We start from the raw sequence: 26,709 nt of genomic DNA on the forward strand, positions 1-26,709 counted from the left end.
TAAGCGTCAGTTGGACTTCGCCGTGATCCACACGGTGATGGCGACGAGCGCGCCGATGCCGAAGATCCACACGAACAGGCCCTCAGAGACGGGGCCCAGCGAACCGAGCGAGAATCCGCCGATCTGCACGGACTGCTGCTGGAAGAGGAGCGCGGAGATGATGTCGCGCTTGTCCTCGTCCGACAGGTTCATGTCTCCGAAGACCGGCATGTTCTGGGGGCCGGTGACCATGGCGGCGTACATGTGCAGCGCGCTGGTCTCGGTCAGAGCCGGGGCGTACTTGCCCTCGGTGAGTGCACCACCTGCGGCGGCCACGTTGTGGCACATCGCGCAGTTGACGCGGAAAAGCTCAGCACCGTTCGCCACATCGCCGCCACCATCGAGGATGTGGTCAGCGGGGAAGGTCGGGCCGGGAGCGGACTCCTGAACGAAGGACGAGATCGCGAGGATCTGGTCCTCGGTGAACTGCGGCGCCTTCTGAGGAGCCTGCGGTCCCTGCATCTGGAGCGGCATGCGACCGGTCGAGAGCTGGAACTCGGTCGCGAGCTCGCCCACACCGTACAGGCTGGGGCCGTTGGCCGTGCCCTGCAGGTCGAGTCCGTGACAGGTCGCGCAGTTCGCCTGGAACAGCTTCTCGCCGTCTTCGACGGTCAGCTGCGAGGTCGCAGCGGTCTGGGTGTCCGTCGCAGCGAATGCAGCGGACGCGCCGACGTATACCGCGCCGGTGATCATGAGGCCTGCTCCGATGAGCGCTGCCGCAGCCAGGGGGCTGCGACGGCCATTCGAACGGCGCTTCTTCTCTCGTGCCATCTCGGGGATCAGCTCCGCTCTTATTTCAGGAAGTAGATAACGACGAACAGCACGATCCAGACGACGTCGACGAAGTGCCAGTAGTAGGACACCACGATCGAGGACGTCGCCTCCTTGTGCCGGAAATTCTTGACGGCGTATGCGCGTCCGATGACGAGCAGGAACGCGATGAGTCCGCCGGTGACGTGCAGGGCGTGGAAGCCGGTGGTGAGGTAGAACGCAGAGGCGTAGGAGTCAGCCTGGATCGGCATTCCCTCGGCGACGAGCTGTGCGTACTCCCAGACCTGGCCGGAGACGAAGATCGCTCCGAGCGCGAAGGTCAGGAAGAACCACTCGACCATGCCCCAGCCGAAGAGGCGACGGCGGCCGGCGCCGTTCTTCTGGCCCTTGCCGATCTTGTAGGGCTGCAGGTCCTCGGCCGCGAACACGCCCATCTGGCACGTGAACGAGGAGAGCACGAGGATCGCGGTGTTGACGAACGCGAACGGTACGTTCAGCAGTTCGGTCCGCGCCGCCCAGAGCTCCGGGGAGGTGCTGCGAAGGGTGAAGTAGATCGCGAAGAGTCCCGCGAAGAACATCACCTCACTGCCGAGCCACACAATGGTGCCGACAGCTACCGGGTTGGGCCGCTTGATGGTTCTCGCCGCCGGGGCATACGTCGCTGAGGTCGTCACCCTTCCATTATGGCCGATCCCCAGGCGTGATTCTTGCACCGGACACCCTCGTTTTGCCCGTATTTGACTTAGGTAACCCTAAGAAAACACTGCGAATAGTCGGTGAATCCGCGGGAAACAGGGGAACCCGCCCTGACGGTCACACGTTCGGAACGATCTGCACGTTTTCCCGCGCCGATAGGATCGCACACATGGCTGATTCGCTGACCTGGTCCGATGTGCTCACCTCTCTGCTGGAGCGTCGCGATCTCAGCGTCTGGGAGTCGACGTGGGCGATGCGGCAGATCATGAACGGCGACGTCACGGAGGCACAGCTCGGCGGCTTCCTCATCGCTCTGCGCGCCAAGGGGGAGACGATCGACGAGATCGTCGGATTCCGCGACGCCATCCTCGAAGCGGCGGTGCCGCTGCCGGTGTCGCCGAACGTCCTCGACATCGTCGGCACCGGGGGGGATCGGGTGGGTACGGTGAACGTCTCGACCACCGCGGCCATTATCATCGGCGCCACGGGCATCCCCGTCGTCAAGCACGGCAACCGCGCCGCCAGCTCGGCCTCGGGGTCGTCGGATGTGCTGGGCGCTCTCGGCCTGGAGCTGTCGCTCAACCCCGAGGCCGTCGCTTCGATCCTCGACCGCACCGGTATCACGTTCGCGTGGGCCGGAGCATTCCACCCCGGCTTCAAGCATGCCGGGCCTGTGCGTTCCGAACTGGGCGTGCCCACGGTGTTCAACATGCTCGGACCGCTCTGCAACCCTGCCCGTGCCGAGGCGAACGCCGTCGGTGTCGCGCAGATCGAACGCGTCCCCCTCATCACGGGCGTGTTCCGCACCCGCGGGGCCACGGCGCTCGTGTTCCGCGGTGACGACGGCCTCGATGAGCTCACCACGACCGGCCACAGTCGGATCTGGGAGGTCACCCGTGGCGACATCCACGAGCACGACCTCGATCCTCGCGATCTGGGCATCCCCCTCGCGGAGCTCGCGGACCTCCTGGGAGGCTCGCCCGAGCACAACGCGGAAGTGCTGCGGCGCACGCTCCAGGGCGAGGTCGGCGCCGTCCGCGACATCGTGCTGCTCAACGCGGCGGCCGGCATCGTCGCCTACGAGCTGTCGCAAGACGCGACCCAGGTGCAGGTGCCGATCCTCGAGCGACTGCGCGAGGGATACCGTCGCGCGTCGGACGCGGTGGACGATGGTCGTGCCGCCGCCAAGCTGGACCAGTGGATCAGCGTGAGCCGCGAGCTCGCGACGGCCTAGGAGGCTCGAAAGTGGACCCGGTCGCCGCGCTGCTCGAGATCGCCTCGCTGCTCGAGCGCGAGCGCGCATCCCGCTATCGGGCCAAGGCGTTCCGGCAGGCTGCGGCCACGTTCGAGGAGCTTCCGGAAGAGGTGCGCACCGACCCCACACGTCTCCGTGCGAGCCGAGGTATCGGCGAGTCGACCTTCGCGGTGATCCGTCAGGCGCAGAACGGCGCCGTGCCCGACTACCTGGTGGAACTGCGCGGAGATGTCGAGCCTGAGCGGGTGTCGGAGCTGCGCCGAAAGCTCCGGGGCGACCTGCACGCCCACACGGACTGGTCGGACGGCACCACCTCGATCGCCGTGATGGCGGCGGCCGCACGCGCGCAGGGGCATGAGTACCAGGCCATCACGGATCATTCGCCACGGTTGAGGGTCGCTCGCGGGCTGTCTGCCGAGCGATTGCGCGAGCAGATCCCGCTCGTCCGCGCCGAGTCCGGCGACGGGTTCACGCTGTTGGCGGGGATCGAGGTCGACATCCTCGAAGACGGGGCACTCGATCAGGACCCCGATCTGCTCGCGGAGCTCGACGTGGTCGTCGCGTCCGTGCATTCGAAGCTGCGCATGGATGCCCGCCCGATGACGGCGCGGATGATCGCCGCTGTCTCGCATCCTCGGGTCAACGTGCTCGGACACTGCACCGGCCGCCTGGTGGAGGGCGACAGAGGAACGCGGCCGCCGTCCGTTTTCGACGCTGCGGCCGTCTTCGCCGCCTGCGCGGAGAACGGCGTGGCCGTGGAGATCAACTCTCGCCCCGAACGTCAGGACCCACCGGACGAGCTCATCGCGATCGCCTTGGCCGCAGGCTGTCTGTTCTCGATCGACTCGGACGCTCACGCGCCGGGACAGCTGTCGCTCCTCGATCACGGTGCGGAGACGGCCGAGCGTGCGGGTGTTCCTGCCGCTCGGATCGTCACCACGTGGGGGCTGGAGCGGCTGCTGGCCTGGACCGAGTGACTCTTCAGCCGGATTCCGGCTTAAGTGTCAGACCGCGGCTGCTGCGGTGACCGCGGCGATCGCGCGATCCATCGAGCTGCCCAGGTTCCACTTCGCCGCCAGTGCCAGAGCCGTGGAGGATTCCGCGTCATCGAGCCCGTGCAGTCGTGTGCCGGGTGCCGAGATCGGCAGGGACGTCGCCACCGCAACCACGGTCGGGGCGACGTCGAGGTAGGCGGAGGCTGCGAGGACCTTGGCGCGGACGCCGGCGCTCATGCCCTCACCCGCTTCGGCGGCTGCGCGGATTCCGGCGAGATCGACGTGGTTCTGCAACAGGGTCGCAGCCGTCTTCTCTCCGACGCCGGCGACTCCGGGAAGTCCGTCGGACGCGTCTCCGCGCATCGTGGCGAAGTCGGCGTACTGCGAGGGGAGCACGCCGTACTTCGCGACGACCGTGGCGTCGGTGACGATCTCGAGGTTGCTCATCCCTCGTGCGGTGTAGATCACGCGAACGTCGCGGGAGTCGTCGACGAGTTGGAAGAGGTCGCGGTCGCCCGTGACGATGTCGACGGCCATGTCGGCGTCGGTGGCGAGCGTGCCGATCACGTCGTCGGCCTCATGCTCGGCGATGCCGATGATCGGGATGTCGAGGGCCGCGAGCGTCTGGCGGATGAGCGGGATCTGCGCTTCGAGCGGGTCCGGCACCTCTTCGACATCGGGGCCTGCGGCGACGACTTCGACGACCCGGTGAGCCTTGTAGCTGGGGATGAGATCGACCCGCCACTGAGGGCGCCAGTCGTCGTCCCAGCACGCGATCACGTGCGTGGGTTGGTACAGGGTGACGAGCTTCGCGATGATGTCGAGCAGACCGCGAGCCGCATTGATGGGGGATCCATCGGGCGCGGTCACCTTGTCGGGTACGCCGTAGAACGCGCGGAAGTACAGGCTGGCGGTATCGAGCAACATGAGACGGTCGGTCACGAATCACAGTCTGGCACGGGCAGCGGACACGGGTGGGGTGTTGTGCCGGGTCTGAGACGGTTCGCCTCGCTCCGACACTCAGGGGTATGACGGTTTCTCTTCGCGCGTTCTCCTCTCTCGCCCTGGGCGGGCTCCTGCTCGCCTCCGTGTTGGTGGGCTGCTCGACGAATGCCGGGAGTTCTCCGGCGCCCGAGTCGACGGGCGAGCCGATCTCCGCAGACACGTCGTACGCGCCGCAGGCCGCGTGGCTGGACTCGACTGCTTTCGTGCTGAAGACCTGGAGCGACGCGTGCGCTCCTCAGGTGGGAGACCTCGTCGCCGGGAACCAGTCGCTCGAGATCGTGCTCGTGAAGAACGAGGACGAGATGTGCGCGACGGTGCAGACCGCGCACGGCACCTACCTCGGCCTGCCTGCCGGGTTCGATTCGTCGCGTCCGGTCGAGCTCACCATCACCGACGTGGGAGGGACGGAGACCGACCTCACCTTGCCTGCACTCGACGGCGGCGAGATCATTCCGGCGGACAGGATGAGCGGGCAGATTCCCGCCGCGGCCTGGTTCGGAGATCAGGAGCTCGCCGTGCTCACCTGGGGATCCTCGACGTGCATGCCCGGGTCCGGTGAGGTGGAGGCGGTGAGTGAGACCGAGGCCGTCGTCAGACTGCACTCGCATACGGACACGATCTGCACGAGGGACCTGGTGCCGCAGATCACGTTCGTGCCGGCGAAGGGGATCGCGGCGGACGCTGTGCTGACCCTCGCTGACCACGTGGATGCAGAAGGTGAGCCTGTGGTGTTGAGAGTCGTCAGCTAGTCGGAGACGGTATGTCTCAGCAGCCGGGGCCTGTCGGCTTCTGCGCGCAGGTGAAGGCCACGAGGGCGGTGTGGGCTTCGAAGATGCGGATCTCCTGATCAGGACCGTCGCTCGTCAGCTCGCCGGATACAGGGAACCAACCGATGCCGAGATCGACCTCGGCGGTGTAGCGCACGTCCACGTCGGCCAGGTAGGTGCCGCGCTCCTGATAGACGTGGCTCGTGGAGGTGGGGGTGAACTGCGCCTGCCCGAGGCTGCTCCACGTCTCACCGCCGGTGGCCGTCGTCGCACGATAGTCGTCGCCGTAGTCGAAGTCGTACCCGACGGGAGTGAAGCGTACGGAGATCGGGAAGCCGAAGAGCGTCCCGGTGCGGGTGTGCGCGGACGCGGCCGCGACGAAGTTCGTCGGCATGCCCGCGATGCCGACATTGCCCGGTTCACCGACGGCGGTCGTCGGATCGGGGGCGAAGGCGGCGAGGTCGGTCATCGTGATGGCCGGTAGGGCCGGTTCCTCGGGATCCGCGGGGTCCGCCTCTTCAGGCTCCTCGGTGGCTCGGAAGCAGCGGAGGTAGCTGTTCCAGTTCGCGAGGCAGTCATCGAAGCTGAACTCCTTCGGTGGAGTCCAGGTGCCGGTGTTGGTGTCGGGGATGTTGCCGGGAGCGGACGGCCCAGGCGAGCCAGGGGAGTTGCGATCGCCGGTGACCGTGAGAGTGGTGCCTGTGTTTGTGGTGCACAAGCCGGCCAAGTGAGCGTCAAACGAACATGTGCTCCCGCTCGCTGGCACGACAAGTGCCATCAACAGTGACGAGGCTGCTGTCGCGATAGCGCCCGGTGCGAGGTGCCTCAACAATCCGCGCCGTCCAGAACAGTGGAATCTGAGATCAGCAACATGTCATCGACGTGGACAAAAGTCACCTCGAGTGAGGAGGCATCCGGCCGATCTGCGGGGGTGACGTCATTCCCCTCGACATCGACCAAACGTGTGTTTGCGGCGATTATGCACACCGTTGCACTGACAACCTCTGGTGAAGAGCTGAGCAGCGTCGAAGTGCCTGTGAACGATGCGAGCGATGCCTCGCCTTCGAGGTGAAGGTCTTTCTCCGACAGCAGATTGGCGGTGTCGATGTCGGCTTCGAGTGCGCTTCCGGTAAGAAGCAACCGCGGATCGGGTGTGCTGCTACCGGATATTCGTGCGTTGCCGGCATCTATGTACGCCCGATACGTCTCCTCCGCAGCGGCGAAGGCTTCTTCCTCCGAGGCGAACGCGGGCGTCGGCGACGGTTCAGGCTCCGGGATGGGGGAGCATCCGAGGATGCCGACGGCGGACAGCGCGATGAAGCAGACGGCGAGCGGAGGGCGATGAGCGGAGTGGAGGCGAGGCACCCGGACAAGCTAATGGAATGCCGCCGCTGCCGCCGGAGTTATCCACAGCGATGTCGATGATGACACCGGCCCCATCAGCATCCGAACTTCTGATAATCTGAAGTGTCACTCGTGGCGTGCACTTGCATGCGCTCGTGACGTGCAATCCCAATCCATCCGCTGTGAAGCATGATGTCGGCCGTGCGCGGCCGTTGCCTCGCAGCCCTGAGTTCCCATTCAACAAGGACAACCCACTACATGACTACCGCAACGACCGCCCCGGCCACCAAGCAGGTCGCCATCAACGACATCGGATCTGCTGAGGACTTCCTGGCCGCGGTCGAGAAGACCCTGAAGTTCTTCAACGACGGCGACATCATCGAAGGCACGATCGTCAAGATCGACCGCGATGAGGTCCTCCTCGATGTCGGATACAAGACCGAGGGTGTCATCCCCTCGCGCGAGCTTTCGATCAAGCACGACGTCGACCCCAACGAGGTCGTCGCTGTCGGCGACCTGGTCGAGGCCCTCGTTCTCCAGAAGGAGGACAAGGAAGGCCGTCTGATCCTCTCCAAGAAGCGCGCACAGTACGAGCGTGCCTGGGGAGACGTCGAGAAGATCAAGGAGAACGACGGCGTCGTCACCGGTACCGTCATCGAGGTCGTCAAGGGTGGCCTCATCGTCGACATCGGACTCCGTGGCTTCCTTCCGGCTTCGCTCATCGAGCTGCGTCGCGTCCGCGACCTCACGCCGTACCTGGGCCAGGAGATCGAGGCGAAGATCCTCGAGCTCGACAAGAACCGCAACAACGTCGTCCTCAGCCGCCGTGCGCTGCTCGAGCAGACGCAGTCGGAGTCGCGCACCACGTTCCTGAACAACCTGCACAAGGGTCAGGTCCGCAAGGGTGTCGTGTCGTCGATCGTCAACTTCGGTGCGTTCGTCGACCTGGGTGGCGTTGACGGCCTCGTGCACGTCTCCGAGCTGTCCTGGAAGCACATCGAGCACGCCTCCGAGGTCGTCGAGGTCGGCCAGGAGGTCACCGTCGAGATCCTCGAGGTCGACCTGGACCGCGAGCGCGTCTCCCTGTCGCTGAAGGCGACGCAGGAGGACCCGTGGCAGGTCTTCGCCCGCACCCACGCGATCGGACAGGTCACGCCGGGTAAGGTCACGAAGCTCGTTCCGTTCGGTGCGTTCGTTCGCGTCGCAGACGGCATCGAGGGCCTCGTCCACATCTCCGAGCTCTCCAGCAAGCACGTCGAGCTGGCCGAGCAGGTCGTCTCCGTCGGCGAAGAGGTCTTCGTCAAGGTCATCGACATCGACCTGGAGCGTCGCCGCATCTCGCTGTCGCTCAAGCAGGCCAACGAGTCGGTCGACCCCAACGGCACCGAGTTCGACCCGGCCCTCTACGGCATGGTCGCGGAGTACGACGAGAACGGCGAGTACAAGTACCCGGAGGGCTTCGACGCCGAGACCGGTGCGTGGAAGGAAGGCTTCGACGCCCAGCGCGAGGCATGGGAGCAGGAGTACGCTGCAGCCCAGGCTCGCTGGGAGGCGCACAAGGCTCAGGTCACCAAGGCGGCCGAGGCCGAGGCAGCAGCCGGCGAGGACTTCGGCGGCGGCCAGACCTTCTCCAGCGAGACCGCTGGTGCGGGCACGCTGGCGGACGACGAGGCACTCGCGGCTCTCCGCGAGAAGCTCTCGGGCGGCAACGCTTAAGCATCACGCTCTGGAACGGGCCGTCACCTTCGGGTGGCGGCCCGTTTCGCGTCTCCCGCGCTGACGCACGACGCGGCACGGAACCGACGCGTGCCAGGATGGACACCATGCCTCTCATCGCACTCACCGGCGGCATCGCATCCGGGAAGTCGACCATCGCCCGCCGGCTCGCGGAGAACGGCGCCGTCATCGTCGACGCAGACCAGATCGTCCGAGACGTGCAGGCTCCGGGGACACCTGTGCTGCAACAGATCTCCGAGACGTTCGGGGCCGACGTGATCAGCCCGGATGGTGCGCTCGATCGTGCGGCCCTCGGCGCCAAGGTGTTCGGGGCGCCGGCTCTGCTGCAGCAGCTGAACGCGATCGTGCACCCCGCCGTGCGTGCAGAGTCGCAGCATCGGTTCGAGTCGGCACTCGCGGCAGACCCTTCTGCGGTCATCGTCTACGACGTGCCTCTGCTGGTCGAGGCCCGGGTCGACGATCCTTGGGACACCATCGTGGTGGCACATGCACCGGCCGACGAGCGCCGACGCAGGCTCGTGGAGTTGCGCGGCATGGACGAGTCCGCAGCGCAGGCGCGCATCGAGGCTCAGGTCTCCGACGAGAAGCGCCTGGCGATCGCCGACGTCGTGATCGACACCGCAGGCACACTCGCCGACACTCTCGCGCAGACGGACGCACTCTGGGAGCGGATCCGCCCGCAGTGAACCGGGAACCTTTCACAGGACACGCACCGGGGTCACCTCTCTACCGCCGTCTGATCGCCGGTCTCTTCTTCGCCGGCATCGCGACGTTCGCGCAGCTCTACTCGACGCAGGCGGTGCTGCCGCAGATCGCTGCCGATCTCACCGTGTCGCCCGCCACCGCTGCTCTCACCGTCTCCGCGACCACGCTCGGACTCGCCGCAGCAGTGATCCCGTGGTCGATCGTGGCGGACCGCATCGGCCGGATCCCCGCCATGGCGATCGGGGTCCTCGCGGCGACGGTCCTCGGTCTCTGCGCCCCGTTGAGCGGGGAGATCGGCCTGTTCCTCGTCGTGCGCGTGGCCGAGGGCGTCGCGCTGGGGGCGGTTCCCGCCGTGGCTCTCGCCTACCTCAGCGAGGAGGTCCGTCCCCGTCACGCCGCCGCCGCGGCCGGCAGCTACATCGCCGGCACGACCGTCGGGGGTCTGCTGGGTCGAATCGTCTCGGGCGTGGTGGGGGAACTCGCCGGGTGGCGGATCGGGATCTGGACGGTCGCGATCGTCTGCGCGTTCGCCGCCGTGCTGTTCCTCCTGCTCACTCCGAAGGCGCAGGGGTTCGTGCCGCGACGTTTCGACGAGCAGGGCCCCGGGATCCTCGCTCGGCTGGCCGTGTCCCTGCGCTCTCCGCAGCTGCTCGCGCTCTATGCCCAGGGATTCCTGCTCATGGGCGCCTTCGTCGCCGTCTACAACTATCTGGGGTTCCATCTCTCCGAAGCGCCCTTCCTCCTGCCCGCGTGGGTGGTCACACTGCTGTTCCTCGCCTACCTCGCCGGAACCCTCTCGTCTCCATGGGCAGGGTCGCTCGCCTCGCGCTTCGGACGTTTTCCCGTGCTGCTCGTGTCGATCCTCGTGACCGCGTGTGGTGCGCTGCTGATGTTGATCCCGAGCACGCCACTCGTGATGGGTGGGCTGCTCCTTTTCACGGCCGGATTCTTCGGCGCCCATGCAGTGGCATCGGGGTGGACACCCGTGGCGGCCACGCCGCACACGCGCGCGCAGGCGTCGTCGCTGTACTACTTCGGCTACTACGCGGGGTCGAGCCTGTTCGGGTGGGCGCTCGGGCTGGTCTTCGGAGGGGCGAGCTGGACCTGGTTCGTCTTGTTGATCGTCGCGATGTGCGCGATGTCGGCAGGGATCGCGACGCTCGGGCTCCGCGCAGCACGGACCGGTCGGCCCTGACGGCGGCTGCACCGTGAGGGAGGTCTGTCAGAGTGGCAGGTATGAGTGAAGACCTTCTCGCGGCCTACGACGCCCAGCTCCGTACGAGCGCCGAGACCGCCCACGCACTGACGGTCCACGCCCACGGGCCGCTGCGTCTCGCTGTCTTCCCCGGCGGACGGGGCTTCGTCAGCTATTCGGATCTCGGCGGCGCGGATGCCGCGCAGATCGAACTGCTCATCGATGCGGCGCTCCGCCACTTCCGCGACCAGGACGGCATCACGTCCGTCGAGTGGAAGACGCGGGGACACGACCGGGCGCCCGGTCTGCAGGAGGCGCTCGAGACGCGAGGATTCGTCGCAGAGGAGACGGAATCCATCATGATCGGTGAGGCGGCGCTGCTCGCCCACGACGTCGCGATTCCCGACGGCGTCCGCATTCGGCGCGCACGCACCGAAGCAGACGTCTGGGCGATGGAGGAGATGCAGGGTCTCGTGTTCGATGACCCGAACTGGCGTGTGCGTGCGGAGACGACCGTCCGTCGCATCCAGGAAGGTGATGAGGTCGAGCTCTGGATCGCGGAGGCCGCTGGCCGCGTCGTCAGCGCCGGCAGGTTGGAGCCGGTCGCCGGGACGCTCTTCGCGGGCCTGTGGGGCGGCGCGACGGTGGAGCCGTGGCGCGGCCGGGGGATCTATCGTGCGCTGACGGCCCAGCGCGCGCGAGCGGCATTGGCGCGAGGGAAGCGATACCTGAACTCGGATTCGACGGAGTTCTCACGGCCGATCCTGGAGCGCGCGGGTCTCGTCAAGGTGTCGACCACGACCCCCTACGTGTGGACTCCGCCATCTGGATGACCGCCCACTCGGCGCTTTCGCGCTCGACGCCTCAGCACCACCACTGCGGCGACGATGAGGCCGATGAGGAGGATCGCGGCCACGAGGGGGACGATGATCGCTGCGGCGGCCAGAATGAACGACGCGCCGTCTTCTGCGGTGCTCAGCACCGGGGCAGCGAGGCCACCGGTCGTGGCGTTGGCGGCCACGCGGGCGGTGGCCTTCACCACGTGGACCACCAGGGCGATCGCGATTCCGGAGGCGATCGGAATCCACGAGCCGGTCGAGAAGAAGGACGCGGGGTCGTCGACGGCGACCGTCTGCGCGCTGGCTCCCGCACCGAACGCGACGCCGCCGGCGGCGGGCCGGATGATGCTCTGGACGAGGTCGTTCACAGAATCGAGGGCGGGGATCTTGTCGGCCACGATCTCGAGCACGAGCAGAGCGCCGACGATCCAGAGCGCGAGGTCGCTGGAGAGCCAGGACCATCCGGTGGGCAGTTCCACGGCCGGAAGGAATCGATCGGCGAGCCCGAGCAGGAAGAGCGGCATCCAGGCATTGAGACCGGCGGCTGCGGCGAGGCTGGAGCCGACGATGAACTCGATCACGCTCCCACCTTAGGCGGAGGTGGCATCGCCGGCCCGAATGTCGGAGGGGCGGCTTACGCTGGAAGGTATGCAACCCACTCGTAGCGTCCGTCCTTTCGAGGTCATCAGCGAGTACGCCCCCGCAGGCGATCAGCCGCAGGCGATCGCCGAGCTCGCCTCGCGCATCAACGCGGGCGAGACCGACGTGGTGCTCCTCGGAGCCACCGGTACGGGCAAGTCGGCGACCACCGCATGGCTGATCGAGCAGGTGCAGCGACCGACCCTCGTGCTCGCGCACAACAAGACGCTCGCGGCGCAGCTCGCCAACGAGTTCCGCGAGCTGATGCCCAACAACGCCGTCGAGTATTTCGTCTCGTACTACGACTACTACCAGCCCGAGGCCTACGTTCCCCAGACGGACACCTTCATCGAGAAGGACTCGTCGATCAACGCCGAGGTCGAGCGTCTGCGCCATTCCACGACGAACTCGCTGCTCAGCCGGCGTGACGTCATCGTGGTGTCGACCGTCTCGTGCATCTACGGCCTCGGCGCTCCCGAAGAGTACCTGCGCGCGATGGTGGCGCTGCAGGTGGGGGAGCGGTACGACCGTGATGCGCTGATCCGTCAGTTCATCGCGATGCAGTACAACCGCAACGACGTCGATTTCTCCCGAGGGAACTTCCGTGTGCGCGGAGACACGATCGAGATCATCCCGGTGTACGAGGAGCACGCGATCAGGATCGAGCTGTTCGGCGACGAGATCGAGGCCCTCTACTCGCTGCACCCCCTCACCGGGGAGGTCATCGAGAAGCTCGCCTCCGTGCCGATCTTCCCTGCGTCGCACTACGTCGCCGGCACCGATGTGATCCAGCGCTCGATCGGCACGATCGAGAAGGAGCTCGAAGACCGACTCGCGGAGTTCGAGCGTCAGGGCAAGCTCCTCGAAGCGCAGCGTCTCCGCATGCGTACGAGCTTCGACCTCGAGATGCTCCAGCAGCTCGGGTTCTGCTCGGGTATCGAGAACTACTCGCGTCACATGGACGGGCGAGAGCCCGGCGAGCCGCCGCATACGCTGCTCGACTTCTTCCCCGATGACTTCCTGCTCGTGATCGACGAGTCCCACGTGGCCGTGCCTCAGATCGGCGCGATGTACGAGGGCGACGCCTCTCGCAAGCGCACTCTGGTCGACCACGGATTCCGCCTTCCGAGCGCGATGGACAACCGTCCGCTGCGATGGGACGAGTTCAAGAACCGCATCGGGCAGACCGTGTATCTCTCCGCCACGCCGGGCAAGTACGAGATGGGTATCGCCGACGGTGTGGTGGAGCAGATCATCCGCCCGACAGGTCTGGTCGACCCGCACATCATCGTGAAGCCGTCCAAGGGGCAGATCGACGATCTGCTCGAAGAGATCCGACTGCGCGTGGAGCGCAACGAGCGAGTGCTCGTCACGACTCTCACGAAGAAGATGTCGGAGGAGCTCACCGACTTCCTCGGAGAGCATGGAGTGCGCGTGCGGTATCTGCACTCGGATGTCGACACACTTCGCCGCGTCGAGTTGCTGAGCGAACTTCGTGCGGGCGTGTATGACGTGCTCGTCGGCATCAACCTGCTCCGCGAAGGACTGGATCTCCCCGAGGTATCGCTGGTGGCGATCCTCGACGCCGACAAGGAGGGCTTCCTGCGATCGGGGACCTCACTCATCCAGACGATCGGTCGCGCGGCACGAAACGTGTCGGGCGAGGTGCACATGTACGCCGACAAGATCACCGACTCGATGGCGAAGGCCATCGAAGAGACCGATCGTCGGCGTGAGAAGCAGGTCGCCTACAACACGGAGCACGGCATCGACCCGCAGCCGCTGCGCAAGCGGATCGCCGACATCACCGAAGTGCTGGCGCGCGAAGGCGCGGACACCGCGGAGCTGATGTCGGGGCGCGGTCGAGCCAGCGGCAAGGGCAAGTCCCCGACGCCGAACCTGCGCCGCACCGGTATCGCCGCCGAGGGTGCCCAACAGCTCGAGGCGACGATCCAGGATCTCTCGGATCAGATGCTCGCTGCAGCGGCGGAACTCAAGTTCGAGCTGGCCGGTCGTCTCCGCGATGAGGTCCAGGACCTCAAGAAGGAGTTGCGGGCGATGGAGCGTGCCGGACACGCCTGAGCGTGCGGAAGGAGCGGGCGATGGATGCGGCGGGTGAGGAACTGGCTGACCGCGTCCGCGCGCTGCTGGGCGGGTCGGCCGATGTCGAGGAGCGACGTATGTTCGGCACGCGGGCGTTTCTCGTCGACGGCCACATCCTCGTCGGCGCCCGACCAGGGGGGACGCTCCTGGTGCGCGTGGACGGACAGAGCGGTGCCGCGCTGTCCACCCGTGCCGGAGTCGCTCGCGCAGTGATGGGCGCGAGGACCATGGGGACCGGGTGGCTCGATGTGTCGAGCGGTGCCCTGGCCGACGACGGCGAGCTCATGTTCTGGCTGGACGTCGCGCGTGAGAACAGGGAGGAATCAGGCTGAGCGGCCGCATCCTCCGAGTCGCCGCGGAGGATGCGCGATGTCAGGGGCAGTGCACGAGCGTCTTGACGCCGGAGCGGTCGATCTCGTGTTCGGTCATCGGCGCGCCGCACAACGGGCAGGCGCGCTCAGCGCGCTCGGAGGCGCTGGGGGGAGGCGTCTTCTCGTAGGGGCCCACCGACGCCGGTCCCGCGAACCGGATGAGGTTGGTGTTGACCCAGGCGTAGAGCCCTCCCGCCTCGCGGATGCGCGTGCGGAGTGGTGGGCGGTCCTGGTCATGTGCCATGTTGCTTAGTGTACTAATGATTAGTGCAGATGTATAGTTGCCCTCGTGACGGCATCCGATGATCTGCTCCGGCTGGAGAACCAGCTCTGCTTCGCCTTGGTGACGGCCGCGCGCAACGTTGTGGCGATCTATCGCCCGATCCTCGAGCCACTGGGGCTCACGCACCCGCAGTACCTCGTGATGCTGGCTCTGTGGGAGCGCGACCCCCGCCCGTTGAACGATCTCGCCGCGGAGCTCGCCATGGAGCCGGCCACCGCGTCTCCGTTGGTCAAACGGTTGGAAGCCGAAGGCCTCATCGCTCGCCAACGCAGCAGCGAGGACGAGCGCCGGCTCGACATCACCCTGACCGCCACGGGGCGAGCGTTGCGCGAGCGCGCGGTGAACGTTCCGCAGCAGGTGATGGAAGCCGTCGGGATGAACGTGGGGGAGATCTCCGCCCTGCGCGACGGCCTGGGACCTTTCGTCGGGCGGCGCGCCGAATCCGACTGACGCTCGCAGCGTACGCGGAGCCAATGTCCGTGGCCCCTCGTAGACTTGTCCGGTGCCTATCGTCCCTGTAGTTTCGCCAGGAAAACTGAGTGTCCGCGGTGCCCGCGTACACAATCTCAAGAACGTCGACATCGACATTCCCCGCGACTCTCTCGTCGTGTTCACCGGCCTGTCCGGTTCGGGAAAGTCCAGCCTCGCGTTCGACACGATCTTCGCGGAAGGCCAGCGCCGGTACGTCGAATCGCTGAGCGCGTACGCGCGTCAGTTCCTCGGTCAGGTCGACCGTCCTGATGTGGACTTCATCGAAGGACTGAGCCCGGCCGTCTCGATCGACCAGAAGTCGACGAACCGCAACCCGCGCTCGACCGTGGGAACGATCACCGAGATCTACGACTACATGCGTCTGCTCTGGGCACGCATCGGCATTCCGCACTGCCCCGAGTGCGGTGAACGCATCCAGCGTCAGACCGTGCAGCAGATCGCGGATCAGCTCATGGAGCTGCCCGAGCGTACGCGCTATCAGATCGTCGCGCCCATCGTCTCGCAGAAGAAGGGCGAATTCGTCGACCTGTTCCGCGAGCTCGGCGCGAAGGGATACTCGCGCGCGATCGTCGATGGAGACCTCGTGCAGCTCGCGGAGCCCCCGACGCTCAAGAAGAGCTACAAGCACGACATCGCCGTCGTCGTAGACCGTCTCGTGGCGGCGGACGACATCCTCGGACGCGTGACGGATTCGGTCGAGACCGCGATCGGCCTCGCCGGCGGCGTCGTGCAGGTCAACTTCGTCGACGAGGAGGGCGACGCCGCCTGGCAGTCGTTCTCGGAGAAGCTCGCCTGCCCGAACGGACACGCGCTGACTCTCACGGAGATCGAGCCGCGCACGTTCTCGTTCAACGCGCCGTTCGGAGCCTGCCCGGCATGCTCCGGTCTCGGAACCCGCATGTCGGTCGACGTCGACCTCATGCTCGGCGATGAAGACCTCTCCATTCGCGAGGGCGTCATCATCCCGTGGACGACACAGGGGAAGGGCCTGTTCCAGTACTACGATCGACTGCTCGAAGGTCTGTCGCGGGACCTTGACTTCTCCCTCGACACTCCCTGGCGAGAGCTGCACTCGGACGTGCAGGACGCCGTGCTCCGTGGCGAGAACTACAAGGTCACCGTCAAGTGGAAGAACCGCTACGGACGGGAGATGCGCTACGCCTCCGGATTCGAGGGAGTGGTGCCTTACATCGAGCGGCAGTACCTGCAGGCGGAGTCGGACAACCAGCGCAACCGCTGGGGCGAGTACCTCCGAGAGGTCCCGTGCCCGGTGTGCGATGGCAATCGTCTGAAGCCCGAGGTGCTGGCAGTGCAGGTGCACGGGCACTCGATCGCCGAGGTGTCGCACCTCAGCCTCGCCGATGCGCGAGCCTTCATGGAGACCCTGGTCCTCACGGACCGCGAGTCCCAGATCGCCGCCCAGGTGCTGCGCGAGATCCGCCTCCGCCTCGACTTCCTCCTGCAGGTCGGCCTGTCCTATCTCAACCTGAGTCGTTCCGCGGGTTCGCTGTCCGGTGGCGAGGCTCAGCGCATCCGTCTGGCGACCCAGATCGGTTCGGGTCTCACGGGAGTGCTGTACGTGTTGGACGAGCCGTCGATCGGACTCCACCAGCGTGACAACCGTCGACTGATCGAGACCCTGCTGGCGTTGCGCGATCTCGGCAACACGCTCATCGTCGTGGAGCACGATGAAGAGACGATCGAGGCCGCAGACTGGGTCGTCGACATCGGCCCCGGCGCAGGTGTGAACGGTGGAGAAGTGGTCCACTCGGGTCCCTACGCCGCGTTGTTGGATGACAGCGCGTCGATGACGGGGGAGTACCTCTCCGGTCGTCGCGAGATCCCGATGCCCGAGAAGCGACGCAAGATCGACAAGAAGCGACTGCTCAGCGTGGTCGGAGCCCGTGCCAACAACCTGCAGAACGTCACGGCGGACTTCCCGCTGGGCGTGCTGACGGCGGTCACCGGGGTCAGCGGTTCGGGCAAGTCGTCCCTCGTGAACGACATCCTCTATCAGGTGCTCGCGTCGCGCCTCAACGGTGCGCGCACGGTTCCCGGCAAGCACACCCGGGTGACCGGACTCGACAACCTCGACAAGGTCGTGCACGTCGACCAGGCTCCGATCGGCCGCACTCCGCGCTCGAACCCGGCGACCTACACCGGTGTGTTCGACCGCATCCGCTCGCTGTTCAGCGAGACGCCCGAGGCGAAGGTGCGCGGCTACCAGCCGGGTCGATTCAGCTTCAACGTCAAGGGTGGCCGGTGTGAGGCGTGCTCGGGTGACGGCACGATCAAGATCGAGATGAACTTCCTCCCCGACGTGTACGTCGACTGCGAGGTCTGCCACGGCAAGCGCTACAACCGCGACACGCTCGCCGTGCACTACAAGGGCAAGAACATCGCCGAGGTGCTCGAGATGCCGATCGAGGAAGCAGCAGACTTCTTCGAGCCGATCCAGGCGATCCACCGCTACATGAAGACGCTCGTCGACGTCGGCCTCGGCTACGTCCGCCTCGGGCAGTCCGCGACCACGCTCTCCGGTGGAGAGGCGCAGCGCGTCAAGCTCGCCACCGAGCTCCAGCGCCGCAGCAACGGACGCAGCATCTACGTTCTCGACGAGCCCACCACGGGTCTCCACTTCGAAGATGTGCGCAAGCTCCTTGAGGTGCTCAACGGCCTGGTCGACAAGGGAAACACGGTCATCGTCATCGAGCACAACCTCGACGTGATCAAGTCCGCGGACTGGGTCATCGACCTCGGTCCTGAGGGCGGATCCGGCGGCGGCCAGATCATCGCGACCGGAACCCCCGAGCAGATCGCTCGTGCCGAGGGCAGCCACACCGGGCAGTTCCTCGCAGAGATCCTCGGGGAAGGGCGCTCCGCGCGGAAGGCCAGCTGATGGCCGACGTTCTGCCTTACAAGCCGAGGGCGGGGGAGATCCCGACGGATCCGGGGGTCTATCGCTTCCGCGACGCCGACGGGCGTGTGCTCTACGTGGGTAAGGCCAAGAACCTCCGTCAGCGGCTGTCGAACTACTTCGCGCCTCTGCGTACCCTCCACGAGCGCACGCGGAGGATGGTCACGACGGCGTCGTCGGTCGAGTGGACCGTCGTGCCGACCGACGTGGACTCCCTCCAGCTGGAGTACATGTGGATCAAGGAGTTCGATCCACCGTTCAACGTGCGCTACAAAGACGACAAGTCGTACCCGTTCATGGCGGTCACTCTTGCCGATGAAGCACCACGCGTGATCGTCACGAGGAACCGCAAGATCCCGGGCGCGCGTTACTTCGGGCCGTACCCGAAGGTCTGGGCCGTGCACGAGACGATCGATCTGATGATCAAGGCGTTCCCCATCCGCACCTGCAGTGATGCGAGCTATAAGCGGGCGATGCAGACCGGCCGTCCCTGCTTCCCCGGACAGATCGGCAAGTGCGGCGGCCCGTGCTCGATGACGGTGACGATCGAAGAGCACCGGGCAATGGTCGACGACTTCGTCGCGTTCATGGCCGGCGGCGACGAACGCTTCACCCGCGAACTGACCAAGCGGATGCTGTCCGCCTCCGCGGGCATGGACTACGAGGCCGCGGCGAAGTACCGTGACAAGCTCTCGGCCATCGAGGCGGTACTCGGAAAGAGCGCACTGGTACTGCCCTCCGACGAGGATGCAGACCTGTTCGGCATCGCAGAGGACGAGCTCTCCGCGGCCGTGCAGCACTTCGTGATCCGCAAGGGGCGCGTGCGCGGCGTGCGGGCGATGACCATCGAGAAGGAGATCGACATCTCGCGGGGCGAGCTCGTCGATCAGGTACTGCAGCGCGCATACGGGGAGGCGCAGGACGTCCCGCGTCGTATCCTCGTGCCCACGCTTCCCGACGACGCCCTCGAACTCGAGGAATGGCTCCGCACCAGACGCGGCCGCAAGGTCGAGCTCGCCGTCGCACAACGAGGTCAGCGCGCCGATCTGATGCGCACCGCCACACTCAATGCGCAACAGGCGCTGATCCGGCACAAGACTCGTCGCACCAGCGACTACATCGCCCGCACGCAGGCGCTCACCGATCTGCAGGACGCTCTGGGGATGACCGAGGCCCCGCTGCGCATCGAGTGCTTCGACATCTCGCACCTCAGCGGCACGAACGTCGTGGCCTCGATGGTGGTCTTCGAAGATGGGCTGCCCCGCAAGGACCAGTACCGCTCGTTCGGGATCGCCGAAACGACCGATGATACGGACTCGATGTACCAGGTGCTGCGGCGTCGGCTCGCGTACCTGGACAGACCGGAGCCCGTGGTCACGATCGACCCGACCACCGACGAGGTCGTCGGCGAGGACGGCGAGGTCGTCGGAAAGCGGAAGCCGCGGTTCGCGTACCCGCCACAGCTTCTGCTGGTCGACGGTGGCAAGCCGCAGGTCGAGGCGGCCGCGCGGGCGCTGCGCGACGCCAACCACACCGAGATCGCCGTGTGCGGCATCGCCAAGCGACTGGAGGAGGTGTGGTTGCCGGGTGAGGACTTCCCGGTGATCCTGCCGCGCACCAGCGAGGCGCTCTATCTGCTGCAACGGCTGCGCGATGAGGCGCATCGATTCGCGATCATCCACCAGCGCAAGAAGCGGAAGAACGACATCACGTCCGTGCTCGCGGAGGTACCGGGACTGGGAGCGTCACGCATCAAAGTGCTGCTCAAGCACTTCGGTTCCGTCACCGCCCTGCGTGCCGCGCCGCCGGGAGCGATCGAAGAGGTTCAGGGCATCGGGCCGGTGCTCGCGCAGAATATCCACACCCATCTCTCCACTCGCTAGTCTGGGAAGCGAGGGGGAGAAGGAGTAGTGAACCATGGCTGACGGGGACAAGGGCGAGTTCCTCATTGTCACAGGTATGTCCGGCGCCGGCCGGACGACCGTGGCCAACGCGCTGGAAGACCTCGGATGGTACGTGGTCGACAACCTCCCTCCGCAGATCCTCCGCCCGTTGCTCGACCTCACGGACATGGGCGGCAAGGCATTGCCCAAGGTCGCCGCAGTGGTCGATGTGCGTGGAGGCAACCTCTTCGACGACTTCCCCGGAGTGGCCAGGGCTCTGCGCTCGCGCGGTTCTGTGCGGGTGCTGTTCCTCGACGCCGCAGACGACGTGCTCGTTCGCCGCTTCGAAGCGGTGCGCCGACCCCAACCCCTGCAGGGCGACGGGACGCTGCTCGACGGCATCCGGATCGAGCGCAACCGCCTCGCGCCGATCCGCGAGGCCGCTGATCTCGTGATCGACACCTCCTCGCTGAACATCCACCAGCTGGCCACCCAGGTCTCCGACCTCTTCTCGGAGGAGGGCGAGGCCAGGCACCGGGTGACGCTGCTCAGTTTCGGGTTCAAGTACGGACTGCCCACCGACGTCGACCTCGTCGCCGACATGCGCTTCCTGCCCAACCCGTTCTGGAACGAGGAACTGCGCGGACTCACCGGTCAGGACGAACCCGTGCGCGACTATGTCCTCACCCGTGAGGGGGCGAAGGAGTTCCTGGACGCCTACGCCGCCGCACTCGTGCCGGTGCTGGAGGGCTATCAGCGCGAGAACAAGAGCCACTCGACGGTCGCCATCGGCTGCACGGGTGGGAAACATCGCTCCGTGGCGATGTCTGAAGAGCTCGCTCGGAGGATCGCCGCGATCCCCGGTGTCGCCGTCAATGTGCGTCACAGGGACCTCGGCCGGGAGTGAGAAGCGCGCCCAGCCGGGTAAGCTGGACGTTTGCGTCGCGATCCGGCGCGTGAACGTAGAGGAGCCTCGTGGCACTAACCACCGACGTCAAGGCCGAGCTGGTCAGCATCCGTAACGCACCCCCGACGGTGCGCGTCGCGGAGGTGACCGCCATCCTCCGGTTCGCCGGTGGATTGCACTCCATCGCCGGCCGTGTCGCCGTGGAGGCCGAGGTGGACGCGGAGACGCTCGCACGTCGCGTCGCCCGCGATCTCGCCGAGATCTACGGTGTCCGGCCCGAGATCGCGCAGGTGCAGTCGAGCACCGCGAACGAGGGTGCGCGCTGGGCCGTCCGCGTGATCGGCGCAGGAGAGACCCTCGCACGTCAGACCGGTCTGCTCGACCAGCGCCGTCGCCCGGTCCGGGGGCTGCCGAACCGCCTGACCACGGGATCGCGCGCCGAGATCGCCGGACTCTGGCGCGGTGCCTTCCTCGCCGCCGGAACCCTCAGCGAGCCGGGTCGCTCCGCGATGCTCGAGGTCGCCTGCCCGTCGTCCGAGGCGGCGATGGCCCTGGTCGGTGCCGCGCATCGTCTGGGCGTCGCCGCGAAGGCGCGCGAAGTACGCGGGATGCCGCGCGTCGTCGTCCGAGAAGGCGAGGCCATCCGCACCGTGCTCAGCGAGATGGGTGCGCAGAAGACCGCGATCGCGTGGGAAGAGCTGCGCCAGCGCCGCGAGGTGCGTGCGGGCGTCAACCGCCTCGTGAACTTCGATGACGCGAACCTGCGACGCTCGGCGCAGGCCGCCGTCGCCGCCTGCGCCCGTGTGGAGCGCGCGCTCGAGATCCTCGCCGACGAAGTTCCCGACCACCTCAAGGTGGCGGGGGAGCTGCGTCTGGCGCACCGCGATGCCAGCCTCGACGAACTCGGACACCATGCCGATCCGCCTCTGACGAAGGATGCCGTCGCCGGCCGCATCCGTCGCCTGCTCGCCATGGCCGACAAGCGGGCGCAGCAGGAGGGCATCCCCGGGACCGAAGCCGCGGTGCCGGCAGGCCTCGACGTCTGACAAGCTCGTCGTATGAGCCACATCGACTGGAGCAGTGCTGGTCTCGGATCGACGACGGTGCAGAAGCCGTTCGCCGACCTCCTCCGGGAGGCGACGGGTGTTCTGGGAGACGTTCCGACGATCACGGAAGGCCCCGTCGTCCGCTGGTACGACCGCGAGCGGCAGATCACGCTCACTCCGCTGGGTGCGGATGCCGCTCACGTCATCGTCGAAAGGGCCGATGCCGCGGCCGACGAGGAGTATCGCAGCTTCGAGTCGCTGCCGGATTCGGCCCTCCCTTACCGGTGGCGGGCGGACGATCTGGCTCTGCTCCCGAACGGGACATCGCTGCCGGGAGAGCGCGCCGTCGAGGATCTCGAGGCGCTCGCTCCCGTGCTGACACACACACTCGTCTCGCTGTGCACCGCGACGGTGACCGTCGCCGCGGCGACGGGCAGGAGCGAGATCCAGTTGCACCTGTGGCACGCCGACCCCGCACATGCCGACCTCGCCAAGGCCGACCGCTGGGCGGCGCGGAGGATGACATCGCTGACGCTCCTGCGCAAGGCGGGCGCCGGAGACATCCGTGTGATGCCGGTGGGGGAGAAGGCACTCGCGAATCGGCTCTCCTTCGCACCGACGGCGGAGGGTGCGACGGAGGCGGCCGCGTATCTCCTGACGCAGATCTCCGCGACGGGCGTGCGCATACCCGCTGACCTCCGGCTGGCGTCGACACTCACCCTCGAGCGCCGCACGCTCACGCTCAGTCCGTTCGCCCTCGGCATCATCGAGACGGGTCTCTGGGCCTGAGCGGTCGACCCGATGTGTCGGAGCAAAGCGTCATACGGCGGAAGGTTCCAGGACACGCGCGCGTTGTCGTCAGTAGGATGAGTTACGTCCGCTCTACGCCGCACATCGGTGGCGCGGAGGATCGGCAAGCGCCGCGGCGCGGCGCGGATTGGATGAAAGCGACATGGCGACCTACACGCTCCCTGACCTTCCCTACGACTTCGCAGCTCTCGAGCCGCACATCAGCGGCAAGATCATGGAACTCCACCATGACAAGCATCACGCGGCGTACGTCGCCGGTGCCAACACGGCACTCGACCAGCTCGCCGAGGCCCGTGACAGCGGCAATCTCGCCAACGTGAACAAGCTCGAGAAGGACCTCGCGTTCAACCTCGGCGGACACGTCAACCACTCGATCTTCTGGACCAACCTTTCGCCGAACGGCGGCGGCCAGCCCGAGGGCGAGCTCCAGGCCGCCATCGACGAGTACTTCGGCTCCTTCGAGAAGTTCCAGGCGCACTTCACCGCTGCAGCGACGGGCATCCAGGGCTCCGGCTGGGCCGTGCTGAGCTGGGACTCCATCGGATCGCGCCTCATCATCCAGCAGCTGTTCGACCAGCAGTCGAACACCGCCCAGGGCACCATCCCGCTGTTCCAGCTGGACATGTGGGAGCACGCCTTCTACCTGGACTACCTGAATGTCAAGGCCGACTACGTCAAGGCGGCGTGGAACATCGCCAACTGGGAGAACGTCGCCCAGCGCTTCGAGGTCGCCCGCAAGCAGACGAACGGCCTGCTGGTACTGTCGTAATCGGGTCGCGTCCCGGCGGGTCTGGCTCGTCGGGACGCCATCTCAGCCAAAAACCCCCCGCGCTTCACGCACGCAGGAATGCTGCGTGAGCGCACGAGAAACAGGGAGACCTGAGTGTCTGTCAAGATCGGTATCAACGGCTTCGGCCGTATCGGACGCAACTACTTCCGCGCGGCTCTCGCGCAGGGAGCAGACCTTGAGATCGTCGCGGTCAACGACCTCACCGACAACAAGACCCTTGCCCACTTGCTGAAGTACGACTCGGTCGGTGGCGTCCTCGACGCTGAGATCAGCTTCGACGACGACAGCATCACGGTCAACGGCAAGCAGATCAAGGCGTTCGCCGAGCGCGACCCCGCCAACCTCCCGTGGGGCGAGCTGGGTGTCGACATCGTCATCGAGTCGACCGGCTTCTTCACCAAGGCCGAGCTCGCGCGCAAGCACATCGATGCCGGCGCGAAGAAGGTCCTCATCTCGGCGCCGGGAACCGGCGTCGACGGCACGTTCGTCATGGGCGTGAACGAGGACACGTACAACGCGGAGACGGACCACATCATCTCCAACGCGTCGTGCACCACCAACTGCCTCGCGCCGCTCGCGCAGGTCTTCAACGACGCGTTCGGCATCGACCGCGGTTTCATGATGACCGCGCACGCCTACACCGCCGACCAGAACCTGCAGGACGGCCCGCACAGCGACCTCCGTCGTGCCCGCGCTGCGGCGATCAACATCACCCCGGCCTCGACCGGTGCCGCCAAGGCCATCGGCGAGGTGCTCCCCGAGCTCCAGGGCAAGCTGAGCGGCTCGTCGTACCGCGTTCCGGTTCCCACCGGATCGATCGTCGACCTGACGCTGATCACCGACCGCGAGAACCTCACGGTCGAAGAGGTCAACGAGGCGTACAAGAAGGCTGCTGCCGAGGGTCGCCTCGCCGGCTTCCTCCAGTACAACGAGGACCAGATCGTCTCCAGCGACATCGTGCACAACCCGCACTCCTCGATCTTCGACGCGACGCTGACCAACGTCAGCGGCAACCTGGTCAAGGTCTCCAGCTGGTACGACAACGAGTGGGGCTACTCCAACCGTCTCGTCGACCTGACCGAGTACGTGGCCGAGCGCCTCTAAGCTCAGACACATGACTCTGCGCACCCTGGATACGCTGGGGTCGCTCGAGGGCAAGCGCGTCATCGTCCGTTGTGATCTCAACGTCCCCCTGCGGGATGGGATCATCACGGACGATGGCCGCGTCCGCGCCTCGCTGCCGACTCTCAATGCACTGATCAACGCGGGTGCCCGCGTCGTCGTGTGCTCCCACCTCGGACGCCCGGATGGCGCGCCCGATCCTCAGTACAGCCTCGAGCCCGTCGCCCAGCGGCTGTCGGAGCTGCTCGGCAAGCCGGTCGCGTTCGCTCGCGACACGGTCGGCGAGTCCGCACAGGAAGCGGTGGCATCGCTCGAAGACGGCGGAGTCGTCGTGATCGAGAACCTCCGCTTCAATGCCGGCGAGACCGCGAAGGATGACGCCACCCGTGCGGTTTTCGCCGCGGAACTGGCTGAACTCGGCGACGTGCTGGTGTCGGACGGCTTCGGTGTCGTCCACCGCAAGCAGGCGAGCGTCTACGAGCTCGCCGAGCTCCTGCCCTCCGCCGCCGGTCTGCTGATCGCTGCAGAGCTCGACGTGCTCGACCGCCTCACCGAGAACCCGGAGCGCCCGTACGCGGTCGTGCTGGGCGGATCGAAGGTCAGCGACAAGCTCGGCGTCATCTCGCATCTGCTTCCCCGGGTCGACAAGATCCTGGTCGGTGGAGGCATGCTCTTCACCTTCCTCAAGGCGCAGGGTCACGCTGTGGCCTCGAGCCTTCTGGAAGAGGATCAGCTCGAGACCGTTCGCGGGTACCTCGCGGAAGCGGCAGAGCGCGGCGTGGAGATCGTGCTCCCCACGGACGTCGTCGTTGCGGCATCCTTCGGTGCTGATGCCGCGCATGAGGTCGCGGCGGCCGATGCGATCGAGTCGACGCCGTTCGGCGCCTCGGGTATCGGCCTCGACATCGGACCGGAGACCGCGGCACGATTCGCCGAGGTCATCCGCGGATCCCAGACGGTGTTCTGGAACGGCCCCATGGGCGTGTTCGAGTTCCCGGCCTTCGCGGCCGGCACCAAGACCGTCGCGCAGGCGCTCACCGAGGTCGACGGCCTCAGTGTGGTCGGCGGCGGCGATTCCGCTGCTGCCGTGCGTCAGCTCGGCTTCACCGACGACCAGTTCGGTCATATCTCGACCGGCGGCGGCGCAAGCCTCGAGTTCCTCGAGGGCAAGAAACTACCCGGCCTGGAGGTGCTCGGATGGGCATAACGACCCGTACCCCGCTGATCGCGGGCAACTGGAAGATGAACCTGGATCACCTGCAGGCGGTCGCGTTCGTGCAGAAGCTGCATTGGACGCTCAAGGACGCGAAGCACGAGGACGGCTCGGTCGAGGTGGCGGTCTTCCCGCCGTTCACCGACATCCGCAGCGTGCAGACGCTGATCGATGCCGACAAGATACCGTTCTCGCTCGGCGCCCAGGATGTCTCGGCGCACGACTCCGGCGCCTACACCGGCGAGGTCTCGGGCGCATTCCTTGCGAAGCTCGACGCGAAGTACGTCATCATCGGCCACTCGGAGCGACGTGAGTACCACGCCGAGGGTGACGACGTGGTGGCTGCCAAGGTGCAGGCATCGCTGAAGCACGGACTCGTGCCGGTGATCTGCGTCGGCGAGACGGCGGAGGACCTCGAGAAGTTCGGCGCCAGCGCCGTTCCCGTGGGCCAGCTCGAGGCTGCGCTGCAGGGTGTCGCCCCGACGGCGGACATCGTCGTCGCGTATGAGCCCGTCTGGGCCATCGGCTCGGGACAGGCGGCCACGCCGCAGCAGGCGCAGGACGTCTGTGCCACGCTCCGCGGCGTGATCGCGAAGGTCCTCGGCGAGGATGCAGCGGCTCGTACGCGTATCCTCTACGGCGGCTCGGTGAAGTCCGCCAACATCGCGAGCTACATGCGTGAGCCCGATGTGGACGGTGCCCTGGTCGGCGGAGCAAGCCTCGTCGTCGACGAGTTCGCCGCGATCATCCGCTTCGAGAAGCACGTCGGCGTGTGAGTGCGGCGG

Annotated in this window: 26 protein-coding genes; 19 read left to right on the plus strand and 7 right to left on the minus strand. The window is 66.6% G+C overall.

Features of this window, described 5'->3' with window-relative positions:
- Positions 1-6: 6 nt before the first annotated feature.
- Entirely contained in the window at positions 7-810 is an 804-nt protein-coding gene (gene qcrC / locus FB560_RS06820; protein WP_141871667.1) for a cytochrome bc1 complex diheme cytochrome c subunit, read from the minus strand.
- A 20-nt stretch (positions 811-830) separates the two neighbouring features.
- Positions 831-1,484, minus strand: coding sequence for an aa3-type cytochrome oxidase subunit III (ctaE, locus tag FB560_RS06825; RefSeq protein ID WP_141871668.1), 654 nt, complete (start codon positions 1,482-1,484; stop codon positions 831-833).
- 191 nt (positions 1,485-1,675) lie between these two features.
- Here ctaE and trpD point away from each other — a divergent pair, with 191 nt between their 5' ends.
- Entirely contained in the window at positions 1,676-2,740 is a 1,065-nt protein-coding gene (gene trpD / locus FB560_RS06830; RefSeq protein WP_141871669.1) for an anthranilate phosphoribosyltransferase, read from the plus strand.
- A gap of 11 nt (positions 2,741-2,751) precedes the next feature.
- Positions 2,752-3,738 carry a PHP domain-containing protein gene (locus FB560_RS06835; protein WP_141871670.1) on the plus strand — a complete coding sequence of 329 codons (987 nt, stop codon included), beginning with the start codon at positions 2,752-2,754 and terminating at the stop codon, positions 3,736-3,738.
- A gap of 27 nt (positions 3,739-3,765) precedes the next feature.
- Here FB560_RS06835 and FB560_RS06840 read toward each other — a convergent pair whose 3' ends face one another.
- A complete protein-coding gene (locus FB560_RS06840; RefSeq protein WP_141871671.1) occupies positions 3,766-4,698 on the minus strand; it encodes a 5'-3' exonuclease in 933 nt (310 codons plus the stop codon).
- Between the two features lie 86 nt (positions 4,699-4,784).
- Between FB560_RS06840 and FB560_RS06845 the strand changes: the two genes are divergently transcribed.
- Positions 4,785-5,510 (plus strand): hypothetical protein, encoded by a 726-nt coding sequence (locus FB560_RS06845; protein ID WP_141871672.1) that lies wholly within the window; start codon positions 4,785-4,787, stop codon positions 5,508-5,510.
- Positions 5,511-5,526: 16 nt separating this feature from the next.
- Here FB560_RS06845 and FB560_RS06850 read toward each other — a convergent pair whose 3' ends face one another.
- Positions 5,527-6,246 carry a hypothetical protein gene (locus tag FB560_RS06850; RefSeq protein ID WP_141871673.1) on the minus strand — a complete coding sequence of 240 codons (720 nt, stop codon included), beginning with the start codon at positions 6,244-6,246 and terminating at the stop codon, positions 5,527-5,529.
- Positions 6,247-6,353: 107 nt separating this feature from the next.
- On the minus strand, positions 6,354-6,893 hold the full coding sequence (locus tag FB560_RS06855; RefSeq protein WP_141871674.1) for a hypothetical protein: 540 nt from the start codon (positions 6,891-6,893) through the stop codon (positions 6,354-6,356).
- Positions 6,894-7,130: 237 nt separating this feature from the next.
- Between FB560_RS06855 and rpsA the strand changes: the two genes are divergently transcribed.
- From rpsA to FB560_RS06875, 4 genes are all read left to right on the plus strand, one after another.
- On the plus strand, positions 7,131-8,588 hold the full coding sequence (gene rpsA, locus FB560_RS06860) for a 30S ribosomal protein S1 (protein ID WP_141871675.1): 1,458 nt from the start codon (positions 7,131-7,133) through the stop codon (positions 8,586-8,588).
- 107 nt (positions 8,589-8,695) lie between these two features.
- The gene (gene coaE / locus FB560_RS06865) at positions 8,696-9,295 is read left to right on the plus strand and encodes a dephospho-CoA kinase (RefSeq protein WP_141871676.1); all 600 of its coding nucleotides are present in this window, start codon (positions 8,696-8,698) and stop codon (positions 9,293-9,295) included.
- On the plus strand, positions 9,292-10,509 hold the full coding sequence (locus FB560_RS06870; protein ID WP_229673196.1) for an MFS transporter: 1,218 nt from the start codon (positions 9,292-9,294) through the stop codon (positions 10,507-10,509). Before coaE ends, FB560_RS06870 begins: the two co-directional genes overlap by 4 nt.
- Positions 10,510-10,550: 41 nt before the next feature.
- A complete protein-coding gene (locus FB560_RS06875) occupies positions 10,551-11,342 on the plus strand; it encodes a GNAT family N-acetyltransferase (RefSeq protein ID WP_141871677.1) in 792 nt (263 codons plus the stop codon).
- Here FB560_RS06875 and FB560_RS06880 read toward each other — a convergent pair.
- The gene (locus FB560_RS06880; protein ID WP_141871678.1) at positions 11,315-11,929 is read right to left on the minus strand and encodes a DUF4126 domain-containing protein; all 615 of its coding nucleotides are present in this window, start codon (positions 11,927-11,929) and stop codon (positions 11,315-11,317) included. The two genes, FB560_RS06875 and FB560_RS06880, sit on opposite strands and share 28 nt — an antisense overlap.
- A gap of 67 nt (positions 11,930-11,996) precedes the next feature.
- Here FB560_RS06880 and uvrB point away from each other — a divergent pair, with 67 nt between their 5' ends.
- Together uvrB and FB560_RS06890 are read left to right on the plus strand one after the other, a co-directional pair.
- Complete coding sequence (uvrB, locus tag FB560_RS06885; protein ID WP_141871679.1) at positions 11,997-14,069, plus strand: excinuclease ABC subunit UvrB; 2,073 nt, start codon at positions 11,997-11,999, stop codon at positions 14,067-14,069.
- Between the two features lie 20 nt (positions 14,070-14,089).
- Positions 14,090-14,422 carry a TfoX/Sxy family protein gene (locus FB560_RS06890; RefSeq protein ID WP_141871680.1) on the plus strand — a complete coding sequence of 111 codons (333 nt, stop codon included), beginning with the start codon at positions 14,090-14,092 and terminating at the stop codon, positions 14,420-14,422.
- A 40-nt stretch (positions 14,423-14,462) separates the two neighbouring features.
- On the opposite strand, the gene FB560_RS06895 is transcribed toward FB560_RS06890, so the two are convergent.
- A complete protein-coding gene (locus FB560_RS06895) occupies positions 14,463-14,705 on the minus strand; it encodes a hypothetical protein (RefSeq protein WP_141871681.1) in 243 nt (80 codons plus the stop codon).
- A gap of 45 nt (positions 14,706-14,750) precedes the next feature.
- Here FB560_RS06895 and FB560_RS06900 point away from each other — a divergent pair, with 45 nt between their 5' ends.
- From FB560_RS06900 to tpiA, 10 genes are all read left to right on the plus strand, one after another.
- A complete protein-coding gene (locus tag FB560_RS06900; RefSeq protein ID WP_141871682.1) occupies positions 14,751-15,194 on the plus strand; it encodes a MarR family winged helix-turn-helix transcriptional regulator in 444 nt (147 codons plus the stop codon).
- Positions 15,195-15,246: 52 nt separating this feature from the next.
- The gene (gene uvrA / locus FB560_RS06905; protein WP_141871683.1) at positions 15,247-18,135 is read left to right on the plus strand and encodes an excinuclease ABC subunit UvrA; all 2,889 of its coding nucleotides are present in this window, start codon (positions 15,247-15,249) and stop codon (positions 18,133-18,135) included.
- Complete coding sequence (gene uvrC, locus FB560_RS06910) at positions 18,135-20,036, plus strand: excinuclease ABC subunit UvrC (RefSeq protein ID WP_141871684.1); 1,902 nt, start codon at positions 18,135-18,137, stop codon at positions 20,034-20,036. The genes uvrA and uvrC overlap by 1 nt, the downstream gene beginning before the upstream one ends.
- Before the next feature lie 34 nt (positions 20,037-20,070).
- A complete protein-coding gene (gene rapZ, locus FB560_RS06915; protein WP_141871685.1) occupies positions 20,071-20,943 on the plus strand; it encodes an RNase adapter RapZ in 873 nt (290 codons plus the stop codon).
- A gap of 68 nt (positions 20,944-21,011) precedes the next feature.
- Positions 21,012-21,989 (plus strand): DNA-binding protein WhiA, encoded by a 978-nt coding sequence (gene whiA, locus FB560_RS06920; RefSeq protein ID WP_141871686.1) that lies wholly within the window; start codon positions 21,012-21,014, stop codon positions 21,987-21,989.
- Between the two features lie 12 nt (positions 21,990-22,001).
- Entirely contained in the window at positions 22,002-22,778 is a 777-nt protein-coding gene (locus tag FB560_RS06925) for a hypothetical protein (RefSeq protein WP_141871687.1), read from the plus strand.
- A gap of 163 nt (positions 22,779-22,941) precedes the next feature.
- A complete protein-coding gene (locus FB560_RS06930) occupies positions 22,942-23,568 on the plus strand; it encodes a superoxide dismutase (RefSeq protein WP_141871688.1) in 627 nt (208 codons plus the stop codon).
- 114 nt (positions 23,569-23,682) lie between these two features.
- Positions 23,683-24,693: a type I glyceraldehyde-3-phosphate dehydrogenase gene (gap, locus tag FB560_RS06935; protein WP_141871689.1), complete on the plus strand. Its 1,011-nt coding sequence runs from the start codon at positions 23,683-23,685 to the stop codon at positions 24,691-24,693.
- Between the two features lie 10 nt (positions 24,694-24,703).
- On the plus strand, positions 24,704-25,918 hold the full coding sequence (locus tag FB560_RS06940) for a phosphoglycerate kinase (protein WP_141871690.1): 1,215 nt from the start codon (positions 24,704-24,706) through the stop codon (positions 25,916-25,918).
- Positions 25,909-26,700 carry a triose-phosphate isomerase gene (tpiA, locus tag FB560_RS06945; protein ID WP_141871691.1) on the plus strand — a complete coding sequence of 264 codons (792 nt, stop codon included), beginning with the start codon at positions 25,909-25,911 and terminating at the stop codon, positions 26,698-26,700. Before FB560_RS06940 ends, tpiA begins: the two co-directional genes overlap by 10 nt.
- Positions 26,701-26,709 lie beyond the last annotated feature (9 nt).

Origin of the sequence: Microbacterium saperdae, assembly GCF_006716345.1 — a bacterium.
Classification (GTDB): domain Bacteria; phylum Actinomycetota; class Actinomycetes; order Actinomycetales; family Microbacteriaceae; genus Microbacterium; species Microbacterium saperdae.

Bases quoted from the DNA above. Each gene is read 5' to 3' on its own strand.
- coaE (WP_141871676.1), top strand. From the start codon at position 8,696: ATGCCTCTCATCGCACTCACCGGCGGCATCGCATCCGGGAAGTCGACC.
- FB560_RS06940 (WP_141871690.1), top strand. From the start codon at position 24,704: ATGACTCTGCGCACCCTGGATACGCTGGGGTCGCTCGAGGGCAAGCGC.
- FB560_RS06845 (WP_141871672.1), top strand. From the start codon at position 4,785: ATGACGGTTTCTCTTCGCGCGTTCTCCTCTCTCGCCCTGGGCGGGCTC.
- FB560_RS06895 (WP_141871681.1), bottom strand. From the start codon at position 14,705: ATGGCACATGACCAGGACCGCCCACCACTCCGCACGCGCATCCGCGAG.
- FB560_RS06890 (WP_141871680.1), top strand. From the start codon at position 14,090: ATGGATGCGGCGGGTGAGGAACTGGCTGACCGCGTCCGCGCGCTGCTG.
- trpD (WP_141871669.1), top strand. From the start codon at position 1,676: ATGGCTGATTCGCTGACCTGGTCCGATGTGCTCACCTCTCTGCTGGAG.
- rpsA (WP_141871675.1), top strand. From the start codon at position 7,131: ATGACTACCGCAACGACCGCCCCGGCCACCAAGCAGGTCGCCATCAAC.
- uvrC (WP_141871684.1), top strand. From the start codon at position 18,135: ATGGCCGACGTTCTGCCTTACAAGCCGAGGGCGGGGGAGATCCCGACG.
- uvrB (WP_141871679.1), top strand. From the start codon at position 11,997: ATGCAACCCACTCGTAGCGTCCGTCCTTTCGAGGTCATCAGCGAGTAC.
- rapZ (WP_141871685.1), top strand. From the start codon at position 20,071: ATGGCTGACGGGGACAAGGGCGAGTTCCTCATTGTCACAGGTATGTCC.
- tpiA (WP_141871691.1), top strand. From the start codon at position 25,909: ATGGGCATAACGACCCGTACCCCGCTGATCGCGGGCAACTGGAAGATG.
- FB560_RS06875 (WP_141871677.1), top strand. From the start codon at position 10,551: ATGAGTGAAGACCTTCTCGCGGCCTACGACGCCCAGCTCCGTACGAGC.
- qcrC (WP_141871667.1), bottom strand. From the start codon at position 810: ATGGCACGAGAGAAGAAGCGCCGTTCGAATGGCCGTCGCAGCCCCCTG.
- FB560_RS06930 (WP_141871688.1), top strand. From the start codon at position 22,942: ATGGCGACCTACACGCTCCCTGACCTTCCCTACGACTTCGCAGCTCTC.
- FB560_RS06925 (WP_141871687.1), top strand. From the start codon at position 22,002: ATGAGCCACATCGACTGGAGCAGTGCTGGTCTCGGATCGACGACGGTG.